Origin of the sequence: Veillonella atypica, from assembly GCF_041431435.1 — a bacterium.
In the GTDB taxonomy this organism is placed as follows: domain Bacteria; phylum Bacillota; class Negativicutes; order Veillonellales; family Veillonellaceae; genus Veillonella; species Veillonella atypica.
This window is the reverse complement of sequence record NZ_JAPVXV010000002.1, coordinates 269,706-294,677: the sequence shown is the minus strand read 5'-3', so window position 1 is coordinate 294,677 and position 24,972 is coordinate 269,706. Positions and strand designations below refer to the sequence as shown.

20 protein-coding genes are annotated in these 24,972 nt (G+C 37.1%); all 20 read right to left on the bottom strand.

The window, feature by feature from the left end; translation table 11 throughout:
- Positions 1-87: 87 nt before the first annotated feature.
- Positions 88-1,368, bottom strand: coding sequence for a YadA-like family protein (locus tag O3598_RS03925; RefSeq protein WP_316586747.1), 1,281 nt, complete (start codon positions 1,366-1,368; stop codon positions 88-90).
- 35 nt (positions 1,369-1,403) lie between these two features.
- Positions 1,404-2,009, bottom strand: a complete 606-nt coding sequence (locus O3598_RS03920; RefSeq protein ID WP_316586746.1) for a hypothetical protein — start codon at positions 2,007-2,009, stop codon at positions 1,404-1,406.
- A gap of 171 nt (positions 2,010-2,180) precedes the next feature.
- Positions 2,181-2,912, bottom strand: coding sequence for an RNA polymerase sigma factor (locus O3598_RS03915; protein ID WP_316586745.1), 732 nt, complete (start codon positions 2,910-2,912; stop codon positions 2,181-2,183).
- A 273-nt stretch (positions 2,913-3,185) separates the two neighbouring features.
- Positions 3,186-4,211 (bottom strand): ATP-binding protein, encoded by a 1,026-nt coding sequence (locus O3598_RS03910; RefSeq protein ID WP_371451871.1) that lies wholly within the window; start codon positions 4,209-4,211, stop codon positions 3,186-3,188.
- A 254-nt stretch (positions 4,212-4,465) separates the two neighbouring features.
- A complete protein-coding gene (locus O3598_RS03905; protein ID WP_371451869.1) occupies positions 4,466-5,611 on the bottom strand; it encodes a glycoside hydrolase family 3 N-terminal domain-containing protein in 1,146 nt (381 codons plus the stop codon).
- Positions 5,612-5,929: 318 nt separating this feature from the next.
- Positions 5,930-6,586: a hypothetical protein gene (locus O3598_RS03900; protein WP_287500803.1), complete on the bottom strand. Its 657-nt coding sequence runs from the start codon at positions 6,584-6,586 to the stop codon at positions 5,930-5,932.
- Positions 6,587-7,271: 685 nt separating this feature from the next.
- Complete coding sequence (locus O3598_RS03895) at positions 7,272-9,476, bottom strand: autotransporter outer membrane beta-barrel domain-containing protein (RefSeq protein ID WP_371451867.1); 2,205 nt, start codon at positions 9,474-9,476, stop codon at positions 7,272-7,274.
- Positions 9,477-9,962: 486 nt separating this feature from the next.
- The gene (locus tag O3598_RS03890) at positions 9,963-11,171 is read right to left on the bottom strand and encodes a helix-hairpin-helix domain-containing protein (protein ID WP_371451865.1); all 1,209 of its coding nucleotides are present in this window, start codon (positions 11,169-11,171) and stop codon (positions 9,963-9,965) included.
- Positions 11,172-11,594: 423 nt separating this feature from the next.
- Positions 11,595-12,923 carry an S-layer homology domain-containing protein gene (locus O3598_RS03885; protein ID WP_371451863.1) on the bottom strand — a complete coding sequence of 443 codons (1,329 nt, stop codon included), beginning with the start codon at positions 12,921-12,923 and terminating at the stop codon, positions 11,595-11,597.
- Positions 12,924-13,211: 288 nt separating this feature from the next.
- Positions 13,212-14,531 carry a putative porin gene (locus O3598_RS03880; RefSeq protein WP_371451861.1) on the bottom strand — a complete coding sequence of 440 codons (1,320 nt, stop codon included), beginning with the start codon at positions 14,529-14,531 and terminating at the stop codon, positions 13,212-13,214.
- A 341-nt stretch (positions 14,532-14,872) separates the two neighbouring features.
- A complete protein-coding gene (locus O3598_RS03875) occupies positions 14,873-15,424 on the bottom strand; it encodes an AAA family ATPase (RefSeq protein WP_371451859.1) in 552 nt (183 codons plus the stop codon).
- A gap of 565 nt (positions 15,425-15,989) precedes the next feature.
- The gene (locus tag O3598_RS03870) at positions 15,990-16,619 is read right to left on the bottom strand and encodes a hypothetical protein (RefSeq protein ID WP_371451857.1); all 630 of its coding nucleotides are present in this window, start codon (positions 16,617-16,619) and stop codon (positions 15,990-15,992) included.
- Position 16,620: 1 nt separating this feature from the next.
- Positions 16,621-17,766, bottom strand: coding sequence for an AAA family ATPase (locus O3598_RS03865; RefSeq protein WP_371451856.1), 1,146 nt, complete (start codon positions 17,764-17,766; stop codon positions 16,621-16,623).
- An 85-nt stretch (positions 17,767-17,851) separates the two neighbouring features.
- The gene (locus O3598_RS03860) at positions 17,852-19,870 is read right to left on the bottom strand and encodes an LTA synthase family protein (RefSeq protein ID WP_371451854.1); all 2,019 of its coding nucleotides are present in this window, start codon (positions 19,868-19,870) and stop codon (positions 17,852-17,854) included.
- Between the two features lie 157 nt (positions 19,871-20,027).
- On the bottom strand, positions 20,028-21,206 hold the full coding sequence (locus O3598_RS03855; RefSeq protein ID WP_371451852.1) for a glycosyltransferase: 1,179 nt from the start codon (positions 21,204-21,206) through the stop codon (positions 20,028-20,030).
- Positions 21,207-21,342: 136 nt separating this feature from the next.
- Positions 21,343-22,128 carry an acyltransferase family protein gene (locus tag O3598_RS03850; RefSeq protein ID WP_371451851.1) on the bottom strand — a complete coding sequence of 262 codons (786 nt, stop codon included), beginning with the start codon at positions 22,126-22,128 and terminating at the stop codon, positions 21,343-21,345.
- 50 nt (positions 22,129-22,178) lie between these two features.
- Positions 22,179-22,355: a hypothetical protein gene (locus tag O3598_RS03845; RefSeq protein WP_371451892.1), complete on the bottom strand. Its 177-nt coding sequence runs from the start codon at positions 22,353-22,355 to the stop codon at positions 22,179-22,181.
- 141 nt (positions 22,356-22,496) lie between these two features.
- The gene (rfbD, locus tag O3598_RS03840) at positions 22,497-23,339 is read right to left on the bottom strand and encodes a dTDP-4-dehydrorhamnose reductase (RefSeq protein WP_371451849.1); all 843 of its coding nucleotides are present in this window, start codon (positions 23,337-23,339) and stop codon (positions 22,497-22,499) included.
- 11 nt (positions 23,340-23,350) lie between these two features.
- Positions 23,351-24,370 (bottom strand): dTDP-glucose 4,6-dehydratase, encoded by a 1,020-nt coding sequence (gene rfbB / locus O3598_RS03835; protein WP_371451847.1) that lies wholly within the window; start codon positions 24,368-24,370, stop codon positions 23,351-23,353.
- Between the two features lie 12 nt (positions 24,371-24,382).
- A complete protein-coding gene (gene rfbC, locus O3598_RS03830) occupies positions 24,383-24,961 on the bottom strand; it encodes a dTDP-4-dehydrorhamnose 3,5-epimerase (protein WP_371451845.1) in 579 nt (192 codons plus the stop codon).
- Positions 24,962-24,972: the final 11 nt, after the last annotated feature.

Here is a 24,972-nt window from a genome sequence, read left to right as displayed (position 1 = left end):
AATCGCAATGGACTAACTATCCGCTTATATACTGAGGTTTTTATGAATAATCTGTTTATATTATACAGCTATCTGAGTATCTCAATACTATCTGTTATTCAATTTTTGTACGAGCATATCTACTGTTTCTTGTAACTTTTTATTTTGAGCCTCCAATGTATCAACCCGTTGTTCGAGAGCATTATAGGACGCAGGAGAGATTTTTTGTAGTGTTTTGTTTTCACCGAATTTATAGGATACACCAAGGTTAGCCATGATGTGGTCATTAACGGTAGCACCGGCTGTGAGGAGCAAGTTTTCCTTTGGATAATACCCCACACCGAGGGCTAGCGCATTGGCATCTTTGTAGTGGCCAATACCACCCATCACTTGTACTCGATTATCTGGATCAAATTGCATTGGATGTAATGCAGCTAGTGCCGCAGCACGAGCATCGCCTTTGTTGGCCTCTTTTCCAATGTTGCTAATTTTGTTATATAGATTATCGATTTGTTGGTTCGCACCGTATAATTGAGAACCATTGATAGCATCCGTAGAGTCTGCACTAACACGGCCAGCGGCTACATGTGTAATGGTCCGTTCTTGACCAGTAGCACCTACTGATACGGTAGATATTGGTGCAGTGCCGGCAAAGTTAACGGTGCCACCTGCATAGGTATAGCTTGGAGTGCTCACCACATCACTACTTTCAGCAGTGGAATAACTGCCAAGCACAACTGCTTTATCTAAAGTTGTCGTTACATGATCGCCTAGTACATAGGTATTATTTGCCGTTACATGATTATACGCACCAACAACAGCATTGCTTTCACCCTTTAATACAGCATTATGACCTACGCCATAATTAAAATTACCATCAACTGTGGAATTAGATCCGATTAACACAGTATTGTTGCCATTACTACCAGCGCCTTGTCCATTGCCAAGCCACACGTTTTTATTACCTGTAGCATTGGAGCCAGCGAAAGCTCCAATAGCAATTGTATTGGATATGGTAGATTTGAAACCTGCCGCAAAATTACCGAGGAAATTATAGTCACCTTTCCCCTCTAAAAATGTCTTGCCCCCCAAAGCAACATTACCACCACCACTAGAGCCATTCAAAGAAATACGGCCAATGGCAATATTATTTCCCGTTGCATTAGGATCACCAGGTTTTAGATATGAATTGCCATTAGTAGTCCCCGCTTGTCCACCAAGGGATACATTGTCCGAATAAGTAAACTTAGAATCTCCTGGTATGCCAATATTATAAGCCACACCACCAGTTGAAACGATAGGTGTATCAGCGGCTTGAACCAACCCGATAGAAGATACACCAAGCAAACTAACCATTGTTATCATACGTAATTTTGTTGCGTAATTCATATTACGTCCCTCCCAGACTCTCTAAATATGTGTTGTTATACTCCCGCTAATGTTCTCGATGCGCCATAGATTTCAGCCACCACATAAGGGTTACCGCAGGTACTCAATTTAGCAAGCATCCGTTTCGTATAATCTAAATGCTCTAACATAGCATCCCGTAATTTGCGTTGCACGTGGTCAGGGGAATGAAATACGAGTATAGGATCAAAGTCTCCTATGATGATATACGTTGTATGTGGTTCTGGTCCTGGCTCAATATGGTATTGAAATGGAATGATAACGTTGAATAAACCATACACCACATCGCGCGCAATTGGTTTCCGTGCTTTAAGACAAGCAAATGTCATGTTAGGACCTAACGTTCGTGGATCCGTATACATAGGCTTTGACCGTCTCGTTGATTGAATGCCGTTTGCTAGAACACCCTCGTGTCGTGCTATCTCTCGCAATACCGTTTTAATGGATTTGTGAATGATATCACACCGACCATCTACATAGTAACAGGCGGTGCAGTCACCACCATCTATGTAAACAGGGATTAAGCAACATATATGGTGATCTACATCGCCATATATTGTATTTGGATTACAAGAAATTGATTCTTTATTACTTACCTTTTGATACGCTGTATTATGCATCATTATAACCTTTCTTAAGATTAATGAGTAATAAAACTAAGGAATTCCTCTTGTAAAATTGTATAAATAACACGTGTTATATAAATGTGCTTTAGCAGCACTTATGAGTTAATTGTATACCTATAATTACAAGCTGTAAATATATAAATTAAAAAATATTTTAGTTTTTTAAAATTACTTATAACTATGCATATTTTGCATATCTTGAATATCGAATTCTTTGTTATCCGCTACCATCATATAGTACCGCAATTGGTCGATGGCCTTTTTATGGCGTTGTTGCACAGCCTGTCTAGACTGATGTGTTTCACAGCCTATGTCTACGCAGCTCTTGCCATCTCGATATAGGGCATACAATAACTGTTGTTGCTCGCGTGGTAATTTTTTGAAAGCAGCCCACAGACGATTGCGCAATTCGTCTTCTGTTACCGTTCCGATGATGTCTCGTTCAATATCTATATCATCAGGGAACTGGTCCATCGCTGGCTCTGATACATCATCACCGGTGCATAGAGGCAAGGGCAACTCGTGGCGCCACTGATGAGCTGATTGTTTATAAAAATTAAGATACCCATAATGAATGGCTGCTTTCACATAGCCAGAAAATGGTACCTTTCCCGATGTGTGAAAGCTATAGATGGATTCGATAAAGATGATCCACAGAAATGATTCGACGTCATCCGTCATCATTGCCGTACTACATCGGCTCGCATACCGCATGATGAGCGGTCGATAGCGCCGGCATAACTCGATTTGTGCCGCATCGATAGTCAATTCCTCGATAGGCCACACGGCTCGTTCCGTACTGAGCACCGATACACGACGTTCTTGGCAGACGCGCACTAAACTAAGGTCTGTCACCACTTGTAACACCTTTTGGGGACAAACCACATGCTTTGCGTTCATATTCGTTCCTTTCTGCCTAGGCTTACTTGAAATATACACCCAATTGAGTATTTAGACAAATGAGAAATTCCGCCATAAATGCATACATTTACAGCGGAATTTTTGTTGTTACATATGTATTTGTGTATAATTACAAACCTATTTCAGAAAAGTACGTCAATTTAGATCAATTTTACATAGCTACATGAATTTGAATCGATCGTTGTACAGTGAGCAAGTTCGAATCAATTACAAGTCGCACGAATTCGAATTCATTTCACTAAAACGATTGTATTAAGCGAGTGTATCTAGCAAAGGTTTTGCAATGGTATCGTAAATATATTGCCCTTGACCACAGTTGATTTCCTCGAGATTTGGGAACACGAACTGGTACCAAAATTGGAACATAGTATTCACAAAATGGTAATCTGCGTAACGCAATGGACCACGGCTACCACCTTGAATACGTCCAATAATTTCCATATCTAAGAGGTCGGCCATACGGGTTGCAAAGGTACCACTCTTAAGCTCACTGGCATGACATAATTCTGTATAGAACGGCTTATCCAATTGTGCTAACGCATAGAGAATCGCATTAGCGGCGCCTACATTACGAATGTAGCGCATAAGTAATCGTTGTGGTTCCGTACATAATATGCCTTGTGGTCTGAAGAATAGACGCACCATATTTTCATCTACCGATAAGGCGGGATCTATATGCACGAGGTTCCCCGGCATACCGCCTGTTACGTGGTATAGCTTAGCAATATCTTCATCCGTATAGTCCCAACCTAATGCTCTCACATCATCAAGTGTGAACGGATTGACCTTGAAATAATTATGAATGTAGGCTGCAATCAAGCTTGATTCGCCTAAGATTCGCCCTTTTAATTCGTCCACATGGGTTCCCATGAGAAGTACGAATACTTTGCCATGGTCGCGATAGGTTTCCATCAAGTCACGCAATATGATAGGCGCTTGTGGAACCGTATCCACAAATGAAGGATAATCATCTATGATGAGCATGATCCGCTTGTCAAGACTTGCTTGAAAAACGCCACGCAATGCATCCTCTAAAGTCTTAAAAGACCCTGATGGCACCTTTAGTTCTCTCTCAATTGATCGAATATGAATAGACTCATTCGCCAAGCGACCAAGCAGATATATGGTATGACCCTTGCCTAATTGAGCCTGTAACGCTCTAGCGATATACGTTTTACCAACGCTGTAAGGACCATGTACAACACTCATTTCCATGCGGTCCTGATTGTATAGTTCCATTATGGCGTCAATGACCGCCTCATGGTTACTACATTTCATATAAGATCTCACCTCCCTTAAAATAGTTCTCAGGAGTTTATTATATCATATTTTAAATAAACTATAAAATATATCTTGTAAATTTTAACAAATAGATAATAAATTCATTTTTTACACATAAAAAACTCTTTTCCCATTATGATATGTACCCCTTTTACTGGTTGTCCAGTAAAGAGGGTACATTATTACAAGAAAAGAGTTTCTATGCCTAATTTTACATTCTTATTATTAAAGCTCACAGTTGTAAGCCATATCTATCGGTCATTGCTAAATTTCATGAGCATGATGCGGCGCACCGATTCATCAAGGCGTGCTTCGGAAATGGTTCCATTCTCTACAGCCTGCGTCAATGCATCGTGAACTGCCTTGATGTGCTTGGCATGCTTACAAAGGATAACCATGTCGCTGCCTGCATTAATAGTACGCACCGCATAATCCTCTATGGACATACCAGCAACGGCAGCACCGACCTCGATATCATCGGTCATCACCACGCCCTCAAAGCCCAGTTCATTCCGTAGCCAATCTGTAATGATCGGTTTAGATAGACTCACCGGATGATTCGCATCGATAGAGGGTACTTTCACAGCATTCACCATAATCATAGGATGTTCGTCACGCGTCGCATCGATGAGCTGAGCAAATACACGGCCATCATGGTCCATGAGGCTCGCCTTAGATGCATCTATTTTCATGCCCGGCACCGTGTAATCAGCGCCGCCTGGAAAATATTGGTACCCCGTAAATACGCGATTCGCCGCATAGCGTTTAGTAATAGTCTCACCGATGCGCGCCGCCCGGTCCACATCGCTCGTGTACGAGTAAAACGAGTGGGTATTCACCATGACACCCAAATTGAGATTGAACCCAAGGTCGCGCATCTCAATGGCCGTGCGCGTCGCTAGACTCGACACCGCATCAAGCCCCTGCTTCGATAACAGCTTAGAGTCCGTCCACGGTAGCATCAAATTAGGTCTATACTGCATGCGTTCTCGATTCATGGCGATGAACGGTGGCATGAGGCTCGACGTATTCGCAGTGTCTCGTATGCCTTTTGTGAAAGCCCGCACTTGTTCCTTAGATTCCATATTATCATTATCTAATACAATACCGCCTACGCGATATTTACGTACTAATTCTTTTTGTGACTCGTCAAATGTAGTGCCATCTAGACCGATACACATTAACTGACCAATCTTATCCTCTTGTGACATCGTACGCACACTGCGGTCCGCCTTTTCCGCAGCCGACGCATTCATAGCAGCAATCGCCTTATACCCTACGGGCGCACGGTCAGAATTTGTCGTCACACTCGGCTCCTCTCGACTACACCCTACAAGGATGCCTATCATGGCTGTTGCCAATACAACGCAAGCCAGCCTCTTTACGAACTGCTTCATCTCTCTCTACCCTCTATGACAGCTCAAATACAATCAAGTTACGGTTAGACCTCTGCCCCCCAGTCATCAGTCTATTGTTAACACTTTATACATTCTATTATATACCATCTATTTCATTAATGCCTCATTAAAAGTCCACAATTTTCAACCTGCTGATTTGCTGATTCCGCATATTAATAGAAAGGAATGCATACAGATTACAAGTTAGAATTTTCTTCAGACAGCCTCATATATACAAAATAAAAACTGCAACCTAGTCATATATACTGTAACTGATACATTCTCAGTATACATAAGACTAAATTGCAGTTTTTAGGATTATTTACGAGTACGATTAGCCTCTGTTTCATCGGATTCAGATGTCGTACCTGTCGTTTGTTTCGATGGATTATGGAAGGTCATTACCGTTTTAGCCGCCACCTTTTTCACTGGGCCTGTTGGTAATACAATAGGTATTTGAGTGTTTACTTTCACAGGACCATTAGCAGGTACAGGGGCTTGAACCGGTGTCGATAAAGCCTTGACGATATTTGGTTGCGGTGCCGTTGGCGCTACAGATTGAGCCGCCGTTTGAGCTGCTATCGATTGAGATGCTGTTTGCTGTGCTACCACTGGTTTTGGTGCTTGTTTAGGCGCATCCGGTTGTTGACGTGCCACACGAGCCGCCGCCAAGATACCTGGGTTGCGATATAATAGCTGACCACCTTCGGTAGACAATTTTTGATCGTAATAATATACATCAGCGTTGTAATACTCACTGCCACTGGCCACATCATAACGCAAACCAATCATAGTATATACCGTAAAATGTAGCAACCCGTCCGGTTTACTGCGATCAATCGAATCGCGGTCCACGTACCAGTTATTGCCATTATAGGTGAAAGCATAAATATCTTGCCGAGCATCGGCATTGGGTATAACAGATATAAACAGCGCGGCTACAAACATAGCCACTGCGCATATACGTTGAAACATGAGGCCTCCTCATTATGAATTACTACCTATATTAATACTATATATATTATATGAATCACATTTTAATATATACATTAATATATACTAATGGTAGGTAGATTATGTAAGTATAAAAATGATTGTATACGATTTAACAACTTATTATACCACATTTTCTGAGATTGCGTTCCTCTGACATCCCTACTTGGAATTAGAACAGGCCTGTAGTATTGATGGGCCCCTTTGATACTGCTCCTAAAATTAGAACAGGCCTGTAGTAATTTCCGAACCTTCGTACATACTCTTTTAAAATTAGAACACGCCTGTTCTAATTCTAGAGACACCATATAATTGATTAAGTTTATTTGGATTTGACGATATATATAATTTTCCTTATAATAAAAGAAGATAGCCAAGCGAGTAGTTCCGTCAGGCTCATCTCAAAAAATACGAAAGTGATGAAATGGCCTTTCAGTTACCTAGTTACCTTAGGATAACGAAGGGCTATTTGTCTTTTCCAAGACAAATAAGAGAAGCTAATTATAAAGAGAACTTTTGTTTTACGCAATAAGTATCTATAAATACAGATATACGAGTTAAAATTATAAAAGCCCCAGAGTACTAATGACTAATATATACAGCTATTAGTGCTCTGGGGCTATTTATATATCAACTATATCCTCAGATTGTTTTAGGTAAACATATCTTAGAATTTATGTGTAAATCCAGCGTTTACAGACCAGCCTGCTTTATAGTCGCCAGATAATCCGGTGCTAATATCAGCATAAAGGCTATTGTTAGCATTGATGCCATAACGGCCACCGAATGCAAGGTCAGTCCATGTCCCTTTAAGATCTTGTTCTGTTGATTTCACAGTAGAACCACTTGTGTATGTAGTTTTCACTGAGCCAGAGAAGGCATGGTTAACACCTAAACGAGTATAGATACTGCCTGCGCCAAAGGTCTTACCAATTTCAAGGCCAAGACCGCCAGCAGTGCTGCTTACACCAGCTTGGTCTACATGCATGGTGCCTGCATTAAAGCTATCTCCACCAAAGTGAGTATAGCTCAATTGTGCTTGCGGTTCGATGTATACACCATTTTGTAATTTCACAGTTTTACCATAGCGAGCGCCGATAGTGTATGCATTAGCCTTCGTTTCGCCAGATAGGCTTTCACCAATTTCATTACGAGCTGTGAAAGTATTCGTTACACGACCAACTTGGGATTCAAGTTGAATGTATTGATCTCGGCCGAGGTCTTTCAAACCATAGGCGCCAACAGCAAAGGCCTTTTCTTTGCCAGAGCCATTGAACACATAATCATCATGGCCACGAAGGTAAGACACTTGACCGCCTACGGTCCAACCGCTACCAGTTTTAGCGTCGTAACCACCTTGAATGCGTGTATATGTTGTGTCGGTATCAATACCTTGTGCATCATAGCTATATTGACCGCCACCGATATGGGCCCAAATACCTGTTGTTGCACCTTGTTGCAATGCACGAGGACGGTAAGTATTTGTTAATGTGCGCCAGCCGTTGATGTTGCTCATAATCGCAGAACGAGTACCACGCATATGCGGAGTATCATATGCCGTTGATTGGGCTGGTGCCGGTTGCGGTGCTGGTGTTGGCGCCGGTTGTGGTGCCGGTGTTGGTTGTGGCGCCGGTTGCGGTGTTGGTGTTGGTTGTGGCGCCGGTTGCGGTACTGGTGTTGGTTGTGGCGCCGGTGTTGGTGTTGGCACTGGTTGCGGTGCAGGCGTTACTGTTGTATTACCGTACACATATTTACCTTGACCATTTTGATCGGCTTGCCATGTAATAGCACCTTCTTTAGCATAACCAGACGTTACTACCTTAAAACGACCAGATTCAGCACCTTCAGAAGCAATGGCTACTGTGCCTTCAAGGTTTCTTTCACCAGTCACATAGTTATGGTAATACACCTTATGTGCAAGATTATCTAAAACCTTGTTTACATTATCCTCAGTAGACAAGTCTAGTCCTTTGCGGCTGGTGTATAGATGAGCGCCAGCATTAGGGGCTGCACTTGTGATATGAATGTCTCCACCCCAGAAGGAATCGGCCGTTAAACCATTATATGTTGTGGTTGGCGGTGTATATTCTGGATCTTCGGTATCTGCATATTCATCATTAGGATCATAAATAAAATTCACATGGCCTTCGAGCTTATCAATATACAGTTTATTATGCTCATTTTGCTCTACTATATTTTGAAAATTTCGATTCGTAGAACCAACGAGTCGATGTACACGGCTAGGCATAGTACTACTATCAAGGTTAGTACCATCAAGTCCACCTTGATATAATAGCTCCCAAGCCCCTCTTTCACCAAGGAACACATTGATATGATTATATTTTCTGTCATTTTCATCAGCTAAATTGAAAGCTAGCCCAGACCAATTGGATTCCTCACCATCTATACCGATATTAATGGTTGAGCTATGAATTGGATCATGTTTAACTATAACATCGCCTTCAACGAATATTTTATCACCCGTAAATTCGCCGTGATGATCATGGACGCCTATATTAATTGTGCCCCCTTGAGCAAGGGCAACAGGTGTATTCACTCTACCAGAATTATATACACCTTTTTTCAATTTAATGTCTCCACCATTTTTACTGGTAGCAAATGCACTATGACCATAGCCAATATTAGAATACCCGTCTTCAATAATAACCATACCACCATTCGCTACTATAGAAGATATATTTTTATCGTATTCTGGGAATACACGTATCATATCATCACTGTTAGCTACAAAATCTGTATTATCAGTATACGGAGCGGTATAAGCCGCATCTACCACCATATTAGGCATTACAAATCCAGCAATCGCCAGTGCCACAGCTAGCGATAGCTTTGCTTTACTTACATGTCTCATAATAGTCCTCTCACTCACACAATGTAAACAAACTATAAATTATCTTAAATTATAATTTATAGTTTGTCGTTTGTAAATATGAGAGAAATAAAATTAGTATAGACCTGTACTATCTGTTGATTCCATTAACATACTTTTTAAAATTAGTACAGGCCTGTAGTATTGGAGGGACCTCTTAACATGTCTCCTAAAAATTAGAACAGGCCTGTTCTAATTCTGGAGAGACCATATCAGGCTATCTTACAAATTAGAACACACCTGTTCTAATTCTAGAGACACTATATCAAGCTATCTTACAAATTAGAACACGCCTGTTCTATTTCTAGAGACACTATATCAGGCTATCTTATTAATTACTACAGGCGTGTTCTAATTTAAAATCCCCTTGATAAGTACCGAGATACTCATCAAGGGGATTGTTTTAGTTATGGAAAAGACAAATAGCCCTTCGTTATCCTAGGATAGCTAGTGAGCTCAAGTCACATTTTACGCTTTAAATATAACACCATTATGCTCTAGTTGTTCCACCGTTTTTTTACCAATGCCTGGTAGCATCAATACTTCTTGTTTAGTAACTGTTTTAAAATCAGCTACTGTATATAAGCCGGCTTGTGAAAGTGTAATTTGTGCACCAAACCGTATATTGTCATATACCGGATTTCCTCGCACAGCCACACCTTTAGCAACCTCTACGGTACTCATATGAGCTGTCTCGCATTTTCCTATATAACTATCATTAGAGTACCGATTCACAACAATTAGACCGGTAACACATTCATACGCATCATATAAAGTCTGCCATAATGGGCTTTCAAAACTCACCAATTGAGTCGGTAAAAATGAGATAGCAGTATATAAGCTTATTAATTCTCGTGGATCAAAATCTATGTCAATCACTTGGTCTACCATATACATAATGGTCTCCAAATGGTCTTCCACAAAATCGTTCCACCGCGTTGCATCTTGTAATAACCAATCAATATCTTCATATTCGTCAACAAGATCTGCTAATACATCATAGGCAATCTTACTTTCACCACACTGCAAAGCCAATAAAATATACAACATATGCATCGGTAACATGATATCCGGCGCCTGATTAAATGCATTTTGTATATCATCACAACATGCGAGATAGCGCTGATACACCTTGCGACCACGATCCCAGTTGGCAGCGCCACAACAAGCAACCATCATGTATACAAGGAATCCTGAATGGTCTTGCTTGTCCCCGTGAAAGACAGGAGTAAAGCATGCAATCGCATCATGATACATATTGTATTCTAAATATATCATCCCCATATCGATGAGGCATCGCATATAAGGACGAGCCTCGATTATATGCCAATCCATTTTCTTAGGTTTTTTCAACGATTCTACTAGCTGTTTTAGCTGATGAAGTTGAAAACTTGGATGCAACTCAAGAGCTATAAGTTCCCGTTTAGCATCTACTTCATCAGGGCATAACGCAAGAATCTTATTGTACAATTTCTTTGATTCCTCAGTCGTATCAGCCTCTTTTGCAGCCTCGTATAAATCACGTAATTTCATTTCTATCGTATCATTAAAATCACCACGATTATATTGAGTCATAAATGCTTCTATCAAATCCTCAAAAGGTTTGAAATCAGACTCATGTTCAGATACAAATTGTTTCTGTAAACGTAATAATAACTCACTTTGAAAGCTAAACATAGAGTGTCTCCTTATACATATGAACGTAAGAATACTACTTATCTGTAATATATCACGAGGAGATATATTAATTCTAGAGGTAAGGCCTTGTTCTATTAATATCTCATCTGAAAATTAGTACAGGCCTGTAGTATTGGATGGACCTCTTAACATGTCTCCTAAAAATTAGAACAGGCCTGTTCTAATTCTGGAGAGACCATATCAGGCTATCTTACTAATTAGAACACGCCTGTTCTATTTCTAGAGACACTATATCAGGCTATCTTACAAATTAGAACACGCCTGTTCTATTTCTAGAGACACTATATCAGGCTCGTCTTGCTAATTACTACAGGCGTGTTCTAATTTAAAATCCCCTTGACAAGAGTACCGAGATACTCATCAAGGGGATTGTTTTAGTTATGAACGATACCATTCATCATATTAGAATTGGTAGTTAAGGTCTACGCGGTAGTAGTTGGAAAGTTTTTCGTTATTGCCGGTAGCCTTGTTTGTTTTGTTGTTAAATCCGTAGTATGCGGTGAGGCCCACGTTCTTTTGTAATGCGTAATCAGCAGTTAATAACCAGCCTTTGAAGCCTTGGTAATTCAACGCACTAGTAGTGACACCAGCTCCAGTTGTAGCCCAAGCTGTATTAGTTAGGTCGTAAGCGATGTCCCATGTAGAGGATGCAGCGCCTAGGTTTTGGCCGAAGTTGAAGTATTGTGCTTTTACGTCCCAAGAACCGCGTTTTGCTTGGTCGTAGTCACCATAGCCAAGGCCAGCAGTCCATGCAGAACCGTGAGAAACGCCAGCAGCTTTCACCCATTCGCCACCAACCCAAACTTTATCAAAGTTCATGTCTGTGCTGAAGCCATACATGTTTCTAAGTGCGTCACCACTAGATTTGTGCGCATTTCTACGGGCATAGAAGCCGCCAAGGTTTACATGTTTATTAAGTTGACCTTTAACGCCTGCATAGGTGAAAGTTTTGTTGGATTTCTTAGTTAAACCGTCAAAAGCGCCTGCCACAGCATAGCCGTAGGCTGCTTGGAATTGAACTTTATCGTTGCCTGCATTGAATTGAACGCCGTCGAATGTGTCATCGTAAATCAAACCGTTGCCGAGCATTTGATCGAAGCGACCAGCTTTCACAGACACGCGTTCACCAAATTTGTGATTTACATAAGCGCGATCGATAGTAGCCGTTGCATTGCCACCATTAGTCGCATCGCCAAATTCAAAGTCCCCAGAAGTTACGCGAACGACAGCATCTGTGCGGTCATTCACCTTCGCATTGAACTGAATGCGAGCACGCGCGTCGAATTGGGAACCTTTGCTGTAATCGCCCACAGCGTTTACATAGTTACCATCTTTCTTTTGGGAACCAAGATAACGAAGACGCATATCGCCGGTTACTTTCACATTACCCACGCGGTCCTCTAAACGAGCCACGTGAACGCCCAAGTTATTCAATTCGTTAGAGAATTCATCAGCCAAACGGTTAATCAAGGCTTGTTGTTCCGCATTCGCACGATCTTGGTTAGCAAGCGCTTTCGCTACCATTTGCGCTACTTGGAAACGAGTAATACCATTTTCCCCTCTGAAAGTCCCATCTGGATAGCCCGTGATGATGCCAGTGCTAGCCAATTGAGACACGGCTTGGTAGGCCCAAGAATCAGGGGTTACATCGGAAAATGGGTTCGCTGCAAACGCAGTTGTTACACCCAACACAGCTGTTGCTGCAAAGATAGCGGCAAATTGTTTTTTCATAACTATACCTCTCTCCAAAAAAGAAACATACACATCTGCAATTCGGCCCTACTAACACTGTATCTCCCTAACCCCTTATAAGTGATAACCGTTATATACAGAATATAACATAAGTATAACATACTATAACAAATATTTTATATTTCAGAGAAAAGTTCATTGGATTTTCATAGGATTGTAAAGGTAACCTCAATACCTGTAGAAAAACCGCAAATATAACAAAAAAGATGACGAAATATACATTTCGCCATCTTTTTGCATTGTATTAAGTTGTGCCAATCTATTTGATTAGAATTGGTAATTTAACTCTACGCGGTAGTAGTTAGCCAAGGATCGCTTATAACTAGCAAGTTCAGGTTTTGTTTTACCTTTGAACCCAGCATATACGCTAAGACCTAAATCATCTTGTAATGCATAGTCCACAGTACCGAGCCAGCCTTTATAGCCGTGGAACCATAAATGTCCACTATTTTCAACTTGTGTAGAATCATAGGCAAGGTTCCATTTGGAGGATACAGCGCCCATTTTATCATCAATATTGAAGTATTGGGCTTTTACATCCCAAGTGCCTTTTTTTGCTATGTCATAATGACCATATCCTGCACCGGCAGTCCAGCCTGTACCATGGTCCGTATGGGCTGCTTTCACCCATTCGCCACCAATCCAAACCTTATCAAAATTAATATCGGTATGGAAACCATAGAACTTTCTAAATGTGAAGCCCATATTATATGGTGAGTTCATACGAGCATAGAAACCACCCATGCTAATATGTTTATTTGGCTGACCTTTGAGGCCAGCATAGGTAACGGTATCATTCATCTCTGCAGAGGTGCCGGTGAAGAGACCTTTTAAGAAATAGCCATGGGCCCCTTGGAATTGAATTTTATCGTTGCCGATGTTAATTTGAGCACCGTCAAATGTATCGTCATAGAAATAACCATTGCCGATGACTTGGTTAAAGCGACCTACTTTTGCAGATACATATTTGCCAAATCGATGATCCACATAAGCGCGGTCGATGTAAGCTGCTCCAGTCGATTCACCTGTATTATCATCGTAAGTATTACCAAATTCAATAGAATCGGTTGTCATACGCACTACCGCATCAGTCTTGTCGTTAATCTTCGCATTGAATTGAACACGTGCACGCATATCAAATTGGGACTTTTTACTATACTCTCCTTGAGTTCTTATGAAATCTTGGCCCATAGCCTTAGTGCCAAGATAACGGAACCGCACATCGCCGGTTACTTTCACATTGCCCACGCGGTCCTCTAAGCGGTTAACGCGAACGCCCAAATTATTCAACTCATTGGAAAATTCATCAGCTAAGCGATTAATCATCGCTTGTTGCTCTGCATTTGCACGGTCCTGATTGGCCATGGCCTTTGCAATCATTTGGGCCATTTCAAAACGGGTAATATCCTTTTGGCCTTTGAAAGTCCCATCTGGATAGCCATTAATAATGCCCGCACTCGCCAATTGAGACACAGATTGATACGCCCAAGAATCTGGCGTTACATCAGAAAATGGATTAGCGCCGAAGGCAGTCGTTACACCCAACACAGCTGTTGCTGCCAACATAGCAGCCAATTGATGTTTCATAAATACCTCTCTTATACAGAAACTATATATTACACACGCTATAGTCGCATGAATTAATATATATGTACCCTCGTTCCCCTTATATACACATCATACAACCATAATATTCCTTTCTAGTATAACAATGAGAGATAAATAATTGATAAGCAGAGAATAAAATGTTCATATTATTTTCATTTTTACACAAATATTACATAAAAAAACTGTCCCCAAATATGATTAAATCACATTTTAGGACAGCTTTATAATGCATTACATAAAGATTATATATCACATGTTTTTATTCATACAGAATCATGTAATATACCATCTATAATTTGAAAATTCTCGAAGGCCCATAATTACTCTCCTTTAATGGACACAATAGAAGATAACACTGGTATAGCCCCATATCGCCCTTCTAAATAGGCTTTACTCAATTTGGTATCATAGCGTTCCTTGAATTTAGCAAGAGAATAAATGTGACTACAGTTTTCATGGTCTCGTTCTATAAACCAAATTTCATCACGTCTAAATAATTTTAAATCCATAATGCTTGATTCATGAGTAGTAAATAGTAGTTGCGTATCAGAATTCTTATGAGTTTCCATAAACAGTTCTAGAAAATGTTTCGTAAGATTAGGATGTAAGCTACGTTCTAACTCATCGATAATATACACCGTATGCGCCTGATTAGATAATATTAAATCTAATAAATCAAAGATACGCTGTGTCCCATCAGATTCTTCTTTGAAAGAAAAATCGAATGGTGACTCACCATGGTGTAAACATAATGTTGTGATATTGGGATGTTCTATATCTTGAAAGTCTATAGCAAAAAACGTATCATGACTACGCATTGTAAGTTTGCCACCTTTGAATTCTGTAGTACTTAATTTAATTTTCTCTATCAAATTATTATAGACTTCTATCGGTAAGGACTGTTTTAATTTCTCTTGTGTAATTTTTTTATCGCCACATTACTAATACCAGTATCAAAATCAGCAAGTAACTCGCTGATTTTTTCTAATGATCCTTCTTGGTAGTAATATGAAAAACTATTGAGTATTGTATTCGGTGTAATAATTACAATATGGTTACACGACATTTATATTATATTCTATAATTGTAAAATATTTGTAGAGAACGCTTAAATCGTCCATAAATTATTCATATTTAACCACAGAAATTCCTTGCAAACTATAGATAAAATTACTGTGCTTTTAGAATTAATAAATAATACTCATGAAATATAGAGGTACAGAGAAAGCAACCTCATTTTGTCCAGTAATTACAATGGTGAACTGATGTTTCCACCCACACTTTTTGCCCACCCTCATACTTCTAAAAAAAGATTAAACCCTTATAACTCCAGATGTTTATTGATGTTATAAGGGTTTTTACACACACTCTTTGTCCTATAAGCCTAGTTACTGATTTTATAAGTTTTTCCCTATAAGCCTAGTTTTCTTATTAAAATTACTGATTAATTTTTCGTATATAATCTATAAGATCTGATAAATTACTTTGTCTTAATCCTAAATGTTCACTTTCCAAAGTATAATTTATTCCTGGTCTAGATTTTCGATAATATACTTTGTCACTATTGGCTAATTGTACTGCGGTATTAAAATCACCATTATGTTCTCTTAAAAAAGTAATTACATAATCTCCTTTTCTATATCCAATCGATACCAAATCATCCATTGTATAGCTCTCCTGACCTATTGAGCAAGCTATCCAATATTCTATATCTGGATTAGATAAAAAAATCGTATTTTGCTTATTCAATTTATGGAGATATGTAATAAGACCATTTAATAAATGATATCCATTAGATGTTTTTCCTGTTTGCGAATTTGGCTGTGCTTTATCTAGATCAGCAACAACTAAAAATACCTTAAATAATTTTTCATTACTTTCAATGTGATTCTTAAACTTGCCATATCCAGCACCATCAATAGAAACAATCTCAATATTAGAGATATCACCTAATAAATCTTTTATATATGTACTTTCAGTCAAATCTTCACAAACAATTAAAATTTTTACACTCGTCTTGATACTTTTTTTTACTCGTTTTCTTACAACCTTTTTAGAGCTTGCCATATTAGACTACCTCAAATGAACCTTGTAAAAATTCTAATGCTAAACGCTTTTTATTAGTTCTCAATTGAAAATCTGCTAAAGAATTAACAATCGTAGATAGTGACCTATCTTTTGAAACAATATATATTTGTTGCGGTGCAAATAAAGATAAATCAAATAACTCTAAATTATGTGATGTTACAATTAATTGACCTCTTTTATTCTTAGATGAGTTGATAATTTCATTAAATAATAGGATGAGGGATTTTGTGCTAATAGATGCATCAAGCTCATCAACTAGAATAGTTTTACCTAAATGTACTTCTAACAAATTAATTAACAAAAAAACTATTCTCTTAATCCCTTTTGACTCAAATGCCAAAAGAAATCTTATAGGCTGCTTATGCTCATCTAGCCTTATAATCTTGACATCATAACTAAGCGTATCTGAATCATCAGAAATACGCTCTTCAAACTCAATATCTTTAATAGTAGGGTCAACCTGTTTCAAGATCTGTATTGCTAACTCTTTATTATTTTGGATTAACTCTTTATGTTTATTAGAGAATGTGATATTAAACCATTTGACATCAGAATTTAAAAACAGGTCTGTTACTACAGAAATATTATTAATAGTAGCAACAAATTCATTATAGATATCTATTATAAAATCCTTTAATTTTGATAAAAGAGTCGAAGTAGATTCTCGAGAGTAAATCTCTTGTATCTTATCATCTAATAAATCACTATATAATTTATTATTAGAAAATTTGAAAATAATATCTTGATTCTTAATAAGTTGTTCAACTATAATTTGTTCATTTTTATTGACCTGAATATTATACTCAAAGCTATTACCTTCATCAGACTCAACTATTATCTCATAAGAAATAGTATCAGATAAGCGATTAAAAACTCTTTCATTTTTAATTGGCATCCCTGTAGAAATCATTTGTTGTAAACCCAATAAAGCATATAGAATATTAGTTTTACCTACAGCATTATTACCAAAAATAACACTAGATTTAGTAGGTCTATTTACACTAGATAAGATATAATTTTGCTCATATTTTGTTGATAGAATTTTTTGTCCTTTAAAGGCAGAAAATGTGAGTTCTTGAAGTTTATCAATCGATGCAAATCCAGCAACTGCAAAATTAATTAACATATCATATCCTCCTTTTTTCCCTATTATACCATTATAAGTAATCTTAATCAAAAAAATGGTTTATCTTTTTAATAAATACGAATTTTTATGATTTAGATATCAATATTTCTGGATGCCGTACAACCCAAGCTGTTAACTCTACATAAGCTTGCTTGATTTCTTCAAAATCATGACGTTCTACATGTGTTATAGGTGTATCTTGGTCTTTAGAATCTCGCCAATTAATATTTTCTGCTGTATAGTTACCATAAAAACCGATTTCAGATTGTGTCATCCAATGGTACGGAGTTACAATGTGTTTTTGAGGTTCAAATAAGGAAGGCATTAAAGAATAATATTCAAAATCTTTTGGTGCTATAAGTTCAAAAATAGTAGGCATAATTTGCATGTGATCACCAATACTATTTTTATTAATCCAGTTAGCATCAATATCCTTATGATACATAGCAAAATAAGTACAAAATGATTCTCTAATAGTTTGTTTTCTATATGAAAGCAGAGAATCTGCTATGCCACAGGAATGATCACCTGTGACTATGATAAGGCTATCTTCAAAATGTTCCTTCATAGCATCAACAAAATTAAATAATGCTTGTTCCGCATACCAATAAGTACCTAAAGCTGCTACTTTACTCTTATTATCTCTCACCTCTCTAGGAATATTTCCAAAAATCGTATCTGCATCCCATCCATATCGTTCAATAGGAATTGTGCTTGGTGAGTGATTAGATGTTGTATAAATAAAATGCATAGTTGGCTCATCATCAGCTGCCAATATGCGTTTTTTTACCTCATCTAAAAATAAATGGTCATACACACCTAGCCATGTTGCAGGTGCATCTTCACCACAAATATCTGGGCCACCAATACATTCATCAAAACCCATTGATGGAGCAAATAAACCTAAGCTAGCCCAAGAAATATTACCTCCATACCAAAGTTTAGTTTTATAACCCAACTTCTTAATTTGTTCTGGCAGAGAAGTAATTATAGTATGTTCCCAAAATTGTGTTTTCTCATTAATTTCTAAATTAGAATCATAAATCCCTGAAATGAGACTTGTAATAGCCGGTTGAGAAATCATACCTGCAGGCAAAAAATTCTCCATAGAAATAGTATTCTTTTGTGCTTTAAACTGCTTTCCTGCATCGACAATATGATATTCTGAATAAATATCATCCGTCACAGATTGTGTAAGACTTTCACCAACAAGAATAAAAATATGCTTAGGCTTGGGAATTCGCGGACCTTCAGCTTTTTTTTGTAAAAGCTCTAATGGATTTACTCCTATCTTTACGTCTTTAAATTCTGGAATAACACATAAATTTTTGATAGCTGTATCATCATCATGATTCAATACTTCATTAACATTATGTTTATGCACTAATTCTAATGCAATCAAATCATCAATAACGGCTTTAGCTAAAAATATATCATTTTTAATAATAGCTGGTACAAAATCCCACTCCGGTTTATTACGATGATTCAATGTACCACCATAACGTAACCAATAGAAAACCACTACCGTAAGAATAACTGATATAATTGTTCCCACTACTTGTCCTACAAATGGAAATGTAGGTATCAACAATACCGGTGTTAATAAAGTTGCATGAATTCCTAAAGATGTAATTACTGCAAAGGGAATAAAACCAAGTAAAATCCATAACCCATGATTTTCATTAAAAAATATATCTAGTAGATTCTTTTTATCAGCATTACCACCCAACCGAACTAATTCATTATAAGTATCTTTAAAATGATAATAATATATTAATTTTCCCATAAATGCAGCATATAATACCATCAAATACAATGTTAAAAGTATGGTTCTTACAATATCACCTACCGCGAAATAAGAGGATATAAATGCACCCGGTAAAGAGATAGCTAAAAAGGAAACTAATAATACATAAGCATGAAAATCGAGTCCCCACCAAAATCCATAACTAAAGGTTTTAACTAGTTTTTTCTTATCCACATTCCAATGATATGAAGGTCCATATAGTTTAATAAAAATAAATCGAAAGATAGCACTGATTATAGGTGCCCATATAAAAATTTTTAAATCCTGTTGTAATCCTATTAGTAGTGACTCAAGCATATTTTACCTCTGATGATAGTTATCATTTTATATAATCTACTGAGAACGTAAATATTTTATCCATACATCTTAGTATACAATAATAACAAATAAAATATACAAGTAATATGACAAAACCAGTGAAGTACTAAATAATTACTCCACTGGTTTTTATAATTTATTTAGTTTTACTTGTAGTCTTCAACAATTCCTCCCACTGTCCCCAAATGGATTCAGGGCTGAATTGTTTCATACGATCACGTCCAGCTTGGCCCATGGTAATACGAAGGTTTTGATCTTGCATCAATCGTTCCAGGGCCGCCGTCAATGGTGTTACCCCATCATCACATAAGATGCCTGTTTCCCCATCGATGATGAGTTCATTAACAGCAGAGCAAGATTTATAGCCAATTGCTGGCAAGCCCATGCTCATCGCTTCCCCCAGTGAAAGCCCAAATCCTTCATAGGCGCTTGGAAAGGCAAATATATCTGCCGTAACGAGTACACTTGGTACATCGGTGGTCGTTCCCATAAAATGAACACGGTCTCCAAGTCCCGACTTTGATACGATCATATCCAATTCTTTCTTGTAAATCTTGCGGTCCTCTTGGCCCCATAATTCAATATCCCAGTTTGGATACTTCTCGGCCAATGGTGCAAATGCCTCAATCAATAAATGTGGCCGTTTATGGTTCTTATCGAGTCGCGCTACAAATACGATTTTGTAACGGTCTTTCACCTGTGAAAGATCCGCCTGCTCTGCATATTGTGGAATGGCATTACCAATTACAACAGTCTTAGCCTCTGGCAGGTGATTTTTAATATGAGATTCAAAGGATGGCAATAATACTTGATTTATCGTACTCTTTGCGACCGCCTCTACCTCCTCTACAGGATAGGTGTGGAAATAATCCTCAGGGTCTCCATGGCTCATGGTGATAACAGGAATATTTGTTTTCAAATCAAGTACCAATGCCTTTGAGGCTGCTGGTTGATACGACACGATTACATCTGGCTTAGTACGATCTAATACAGACTGAAGGTGACCTAATAAATACTTCTTCGTGAACTCATTATTTATACCACGAGCTTTACGCTTGTCAAAGGCGCGCAAAATCTCCCGTTTTGCCTTATACCAAAGAGGAATAGAATGACTTTTACCTTCATAATGACACAAATCATATGCCTCAATACCCGCATCAAGAGGATAATAAAAATCCCCTGTCTGCACATCGCTATACACAAGGCTCACCTTGTGCCCACGGCGCTGCATCTCATTGGCAAATGCCGCCGTCACCTTAGCAAGGCCACCTGTATCGCCTACCATCTTTGTTAAATTTGCTAATAAAATACGCATTACACTCACCATTTTTGTTAGATTCGTCTTAAATTCACTCAATATTTTATGAATAAAACTGCTGTTATATAATCACTCTATAAAAATCATCAAATTTTATTTTTTATAAACTATATCTTGCTATTAATACCTATTTCTATGACCATTTTTGATATCTCTTTATTATAGGTGTCAAATATGACATTAACGGTCTTTCTATAAATAATATACGTAAGTTATCAATAATCATACCAAATATAAATACACTAAAAACTATAATTACAGCATAAATAGGTAATAATAAAGAGTTATAATACTGATATGTTTTAAAAAGCCCATTCCAAATTTCATTAATAATTAAAGCATTATCATGTATTAAATAAATCCCAAACGTAGTTGATGCAATGACATTAATATACCATTTATATTTTATATTAATATTCTTAAAAGAATAAAATAAACCAATTGCTATTAACAATTGGAAAATACCATAATCTTTTATATCAAAATATAAAATTTGATGAATATATACGAAATTATTTAATGTAAGTATATCTATAAGAATATGCCCAAATATTATACCTATTAAGCCCATAATAACTAATTTTAAAGACTTTCGGCTTTCTATAGAAATATTATATAGTCTAATATATGCACCTAACGAATAAAGATATATAAATAATAGATATTGATTAAAACCAAAGCTTTTATGTGGTATACCTTGCCAAAAATTAATAAAAGTGGGCAATATAAACCAAAAAATAGTCAGCAAAATTAAAATTCTTTTATAATACTTTTTCGATATGCAATGCAGTATACGATTAATAAATGGAATTAAAGCGTATAATACCAAAAATACATGTGCAAACCAATTTAGAGAACCAAAAAGCAATATTGATAAAATAATACTTTCATAATTTATTGTATCTAATTTCATATACAAAAAAAACCCAAGTATAATTATACTATAAAACCAGATTTGACCTATTAACTTTATAAACTTATAAACTTCTCTAATTTAAAATTTGTAGAAATCATAAAATATCCAGTTATTAAAACAAAAATATCTACACCTACTTTTCCACCAAAACCAAATAACTGAATAAAAATTTTACTAAATGTCAAATCTTGAGTAAAAGGAAAATTGCCATGTACACTAAAATGATGCATGATAATTAATATCATAGCAATAATTCTTAATAATTCAATATTACTACTCCGTTCATTACAATATTTCTAACTACTATTAAATGCACTTATACCCTGTAACCCCATATTTATATTCTAACCTCATAAAATCATATAACTCTTTTACTTTAGTATCATAATATATCGTTTTAAGGCATCTTCCCAATCAGGTAATTGATTAAATCCTTTTTTCTTTAATTCTGACGTATCCATTCTTGAATTTAATGGACGTATAGCTTTTGTCGGATACTCAGAAGAAGGAGTAGATTCTACAGTTACGTTCATATTAGCTAATTTAAAAATAGTACGTGCGAATTCGGCCCAAGAACAAACGCCTTCATTATGGGCTTGATATATACCATACTTATCTGTTTGAATCATAGAAACGAGCAGCTTAGATAAATCCTCTGTATAAGTTGGACTACCTATCTGATCATCAATAACCCTTAATATACTATGTGTTTCACCTAATCTTAGCATGGTCTTTACAAAATTATTGCCATGTATACCAAATACCCATGAAATACGAACAATAAAATATTTATCTAAATATTGCTTAACAATCTCTTCCCCATCAAGTTTCGACTGACCATACACATTTTTAGGCCCTTTTTCATCATTTATTTGATAAAAATTAGTTCCTGTTCCCGGAAAAACGTAATCAGTACTGATATACATAAGTTTCGCATTAATTTCTTTGCAAGCATTTACAACATATCTTGTACCATCTACGTTTACCTTACGACAAAGTTCTATTTCTTCCTCTGCTTTATCCACAGCTGTATAGGCGGCACAATGAACTACAATATCCGGTCTATATTCAATAATTAAACAATGTACTGAATATTCATCAGTCAAATCCAACATATCTCGTGTCGTACCTAAACACTCTATTTGTTGTTCTCTTAATTCGCGAATAACATCTTGTCCTAATTGACCACTGGCACCTATTACAAGGACTTTCATCTCATTTTTCCTTACCTATTCGAATACATATCTTCATAATAATGTTGATATTCCCCACTAATTATATGTTCCCACCATTCTTGATTATCCATATACCATTGAATGGTTCTCTTTATTCCCTCATCAAAAGATGTTTTTGGCAACCAGCCTAATTCATTATTAACTTTAGTAGGATCAATAGCATACCGTTGGTCATGCCCTGGTCGATCTGTAACATAAGTAATTAACGATTCATCTTTTCCCAATGCAGATAAAATCGTTTTTACTACGTCAATATTAGCACGTTCATTATGACCACCAATATTATAAACCTCTCCTACACGACTATTTCTAACAATTAAATCAATGGCTTCACAATGGTCCTCTACATATAACCAATCACGTACATTCTTTCCATCCCCATATACAGGTAATTGTTTATTATTAAAAGCATTAATTATCATCAATGGAATCAATTTTTCTGGAAAATGATACGGTCCATAGTTATTTGAACAACGAGAAATTGTTACAGGTAAGCCATACGTTCTATGGTAAGCCAATACTAATAAATCAGCAGATGCTTTAGATGATGAATATGGACTCGATGTATGAATCGGTGTCTCTTCTGTAAAGAATAAATCTGGTCGATCTAGTGGTAAATCACCGTACACTTCATCTGTGGATACTTGATGATATCGCTGAATTCCATATTTACGACAAGCATCCATTAATACAGCAGTCCCCATAATATTCGTACGCAAGAATACTTCTGGATTCTCAATGCTTCTATCTACATGCGATTCAGCTGCAAAGTTAATAACTATATCTGGCTTATATTGCTCAAATATTTTATATATAGCTTGTCTATCTGCAATATCTGCTTTCACGAAAGAAAAATTAGACTTATCTTTTACAGGTTCTAACGTTTCTAAATTACCTGCATAGGTTAGTGCATCAACGCATATGATATGGTCCTCTGGATACTTAGCTACCATCATATGTACAAAGTTACCACCGATAAACCCAGCACCACCGGTTACAATAATATTCATATGTTCACCACCCTATTGTCCACTATCAGCCATTGTAAAGGATATCTTATTCTCTAATTCATCAAAAAATGGTGATTTGGTATCCTTCTCAGATATGATAGGGTTTTCTATTCCCCAATTAATAGCTAATGTAGGGTCATTCCATCGAATACCTCCATCTGCTTCTGGTGCGTAATAGTTATCTGCTTTATACATAAACTCAACATGATCTGTTAATGTTACAAAACCATGTCCAAAGCCACGAGGGATTAGAAATTGTTTTTGATTTTCTTCACTAAGTTCAACGCTATACCATTGCTTATATGTTGGACTATCCTTACGAAGATCAATTGCGACATCGAGTACAGCACCACGGACACATCGTACTAATTTAGCTTGTGATTTATTCCCATATTGAAAGTGAATGCCACGCAGTGTACCTTTTACAGTAGATGATGAGTGATTATCTTGTACGAAATTATAAAATAAGCCAGCTTCTTCCATAGTTTGCTTATTCCATGATTCCATAAAGAATCCTCGATGATCACCAAAGACTTGCGGCTCAATAATCACAAGGCCTAGTATACCTGTTTCTATAACCTTAATTCCCATACTACACAACC

What these genes read in the sequence shown, in the direction of transcription:
- O3598_RS03920 (WP_316586746.1), bottom strand. Translation starts at nt 2,009, where the DNA reads ATGATGCATAATACAGCGTATCAAAAGGTAAGTAATAAAGAATCAATT.
- O3598_RS03890 (WP_371451865.1), bottom strand. Translation starts at nt 11,171, where the DNA reads ATGTTTAGCTTTCAAAGTGAGTTATTATTACGTTTACAGAAACAATTT.
- O3598_RS03865 (WP_371451856.1), bottom strand. Translation starts at nt 17,766, where the DNA reads ATGTTAATTAATTTTGCAGTTGCTGGATTTGCATCGATTGATAAACTT.
- O3598_RS03895 (WP_371451867.1), bottom strand. Translation starts at nt 9,476, where the DNA reads ATGAGACATGTAAGTAAAGCAAAGCTATCGCTAGCTGTGGCACTGGCG.
- O3598_RS03880 (WP_371451861.1), bottom strand. Translation starts at nt 14,531, where the DNA reads ATGAAACATCAATTGGCTGCTATGTTGGCAGCAACAGCTGTGTTGGGT.
- rfbB (WP_371451847.1), bottom strand. Translation starts at nt 24,370, where the DNA reads ATGAATATTATTGTAACCGGTGGTGCTGGGTTTATCGGTGGTAACTTT.
- O3598_RS03915 (WP_316586745.1), bottom strand. Translation starts at nt 2,912, where the DNA reads ATGAACGCAAAGCATGTGGTTTGTCCCCAAAAGGTGTTACAAGTGGTG.
- rfbC (WP_371451845.1), bottom strand. Translation starts at nt 24,961, where the DNA reads ATGGGAATTAAGGTTATAGAAACAGGTATACTAGGCCTTGTGATTATT.
- rfbD (WP_371451849.1), bottom strand. Translation starts at nt 23,339, where the DNA reads ATGAAAGTCCTTGTAATAGGTGCCAGTGGTCAATTAGGACAAGATGTT.
- O3598_RS03905 (WP_371451869.1), bottom strand. Translation starts at nt 5,611, where the DNA reads ATGAAGCAGTTCGTAAAGAGGCTGGCTTGCGTTGTATTGGCAACAGCC.
- O3598_RS03900 (WP_287500803.1), bottom strand. Translation starts at nt 6,586, where the DNA reads ATGTTTCAACGTATATGCGCAGTGGCTATGTTTGTAGCCGCGCTGTTT.
- O3598_RS03845 (WP_371451892.1), bottom strand. Translation starts at nt 22,355, where the DNA reads ATGCATCATTTTAGTGTACATGGCAATTTTCCTTTTACTCAAGATTTG.
- O3598_RS03910 (WP_371451871.1), bottom strand. Translation starts at nt 4,211, where the DNA reads ATGAAATGTAGTAACCATGAGGCGGTCATTGACGCCATAATGGAACTA.
- O3598_RS03870 (WP_371451857.1), bottom strand. Translation starts at nt 16,619, where the DNA reads ATGGCAAGCTCTAAAAAGGTTGTAAGAAAACGAGTAAAAAAAAGTATC.
- O3598_RS03860 (WP_371451854.1), bottom strand. Translation starts at nt 19,870, where the DNA reads ATGCTTGAGTCACTACTAATAGGATTACAACAGGATTTAAAAATTTTT.
- O3598_RS03885 (WP_371451863.1), bottom strand. Translation starts at nt 12,923, where the DNA reads ATGAAAAAACAATTTGCCGCTATCTTTGCAGCAACAGCTGTGTTGGGT.
- O3598_RS03925 (WP_316586747.1), bottom strand. Translation starts at nt 1,368, where the DNA reads ATGAATTACGCAACAAAATTACGTATGATAACAATGGTTAGTTTGCTT.
- O3598_RS03855 (WP_371451852.1), bottom strand. Translation starts at nt 21,206, where the DNA reads ATGCGTATTTTATTAGCAAATTTAACAAAGATGGTAGGCGATACAGGT.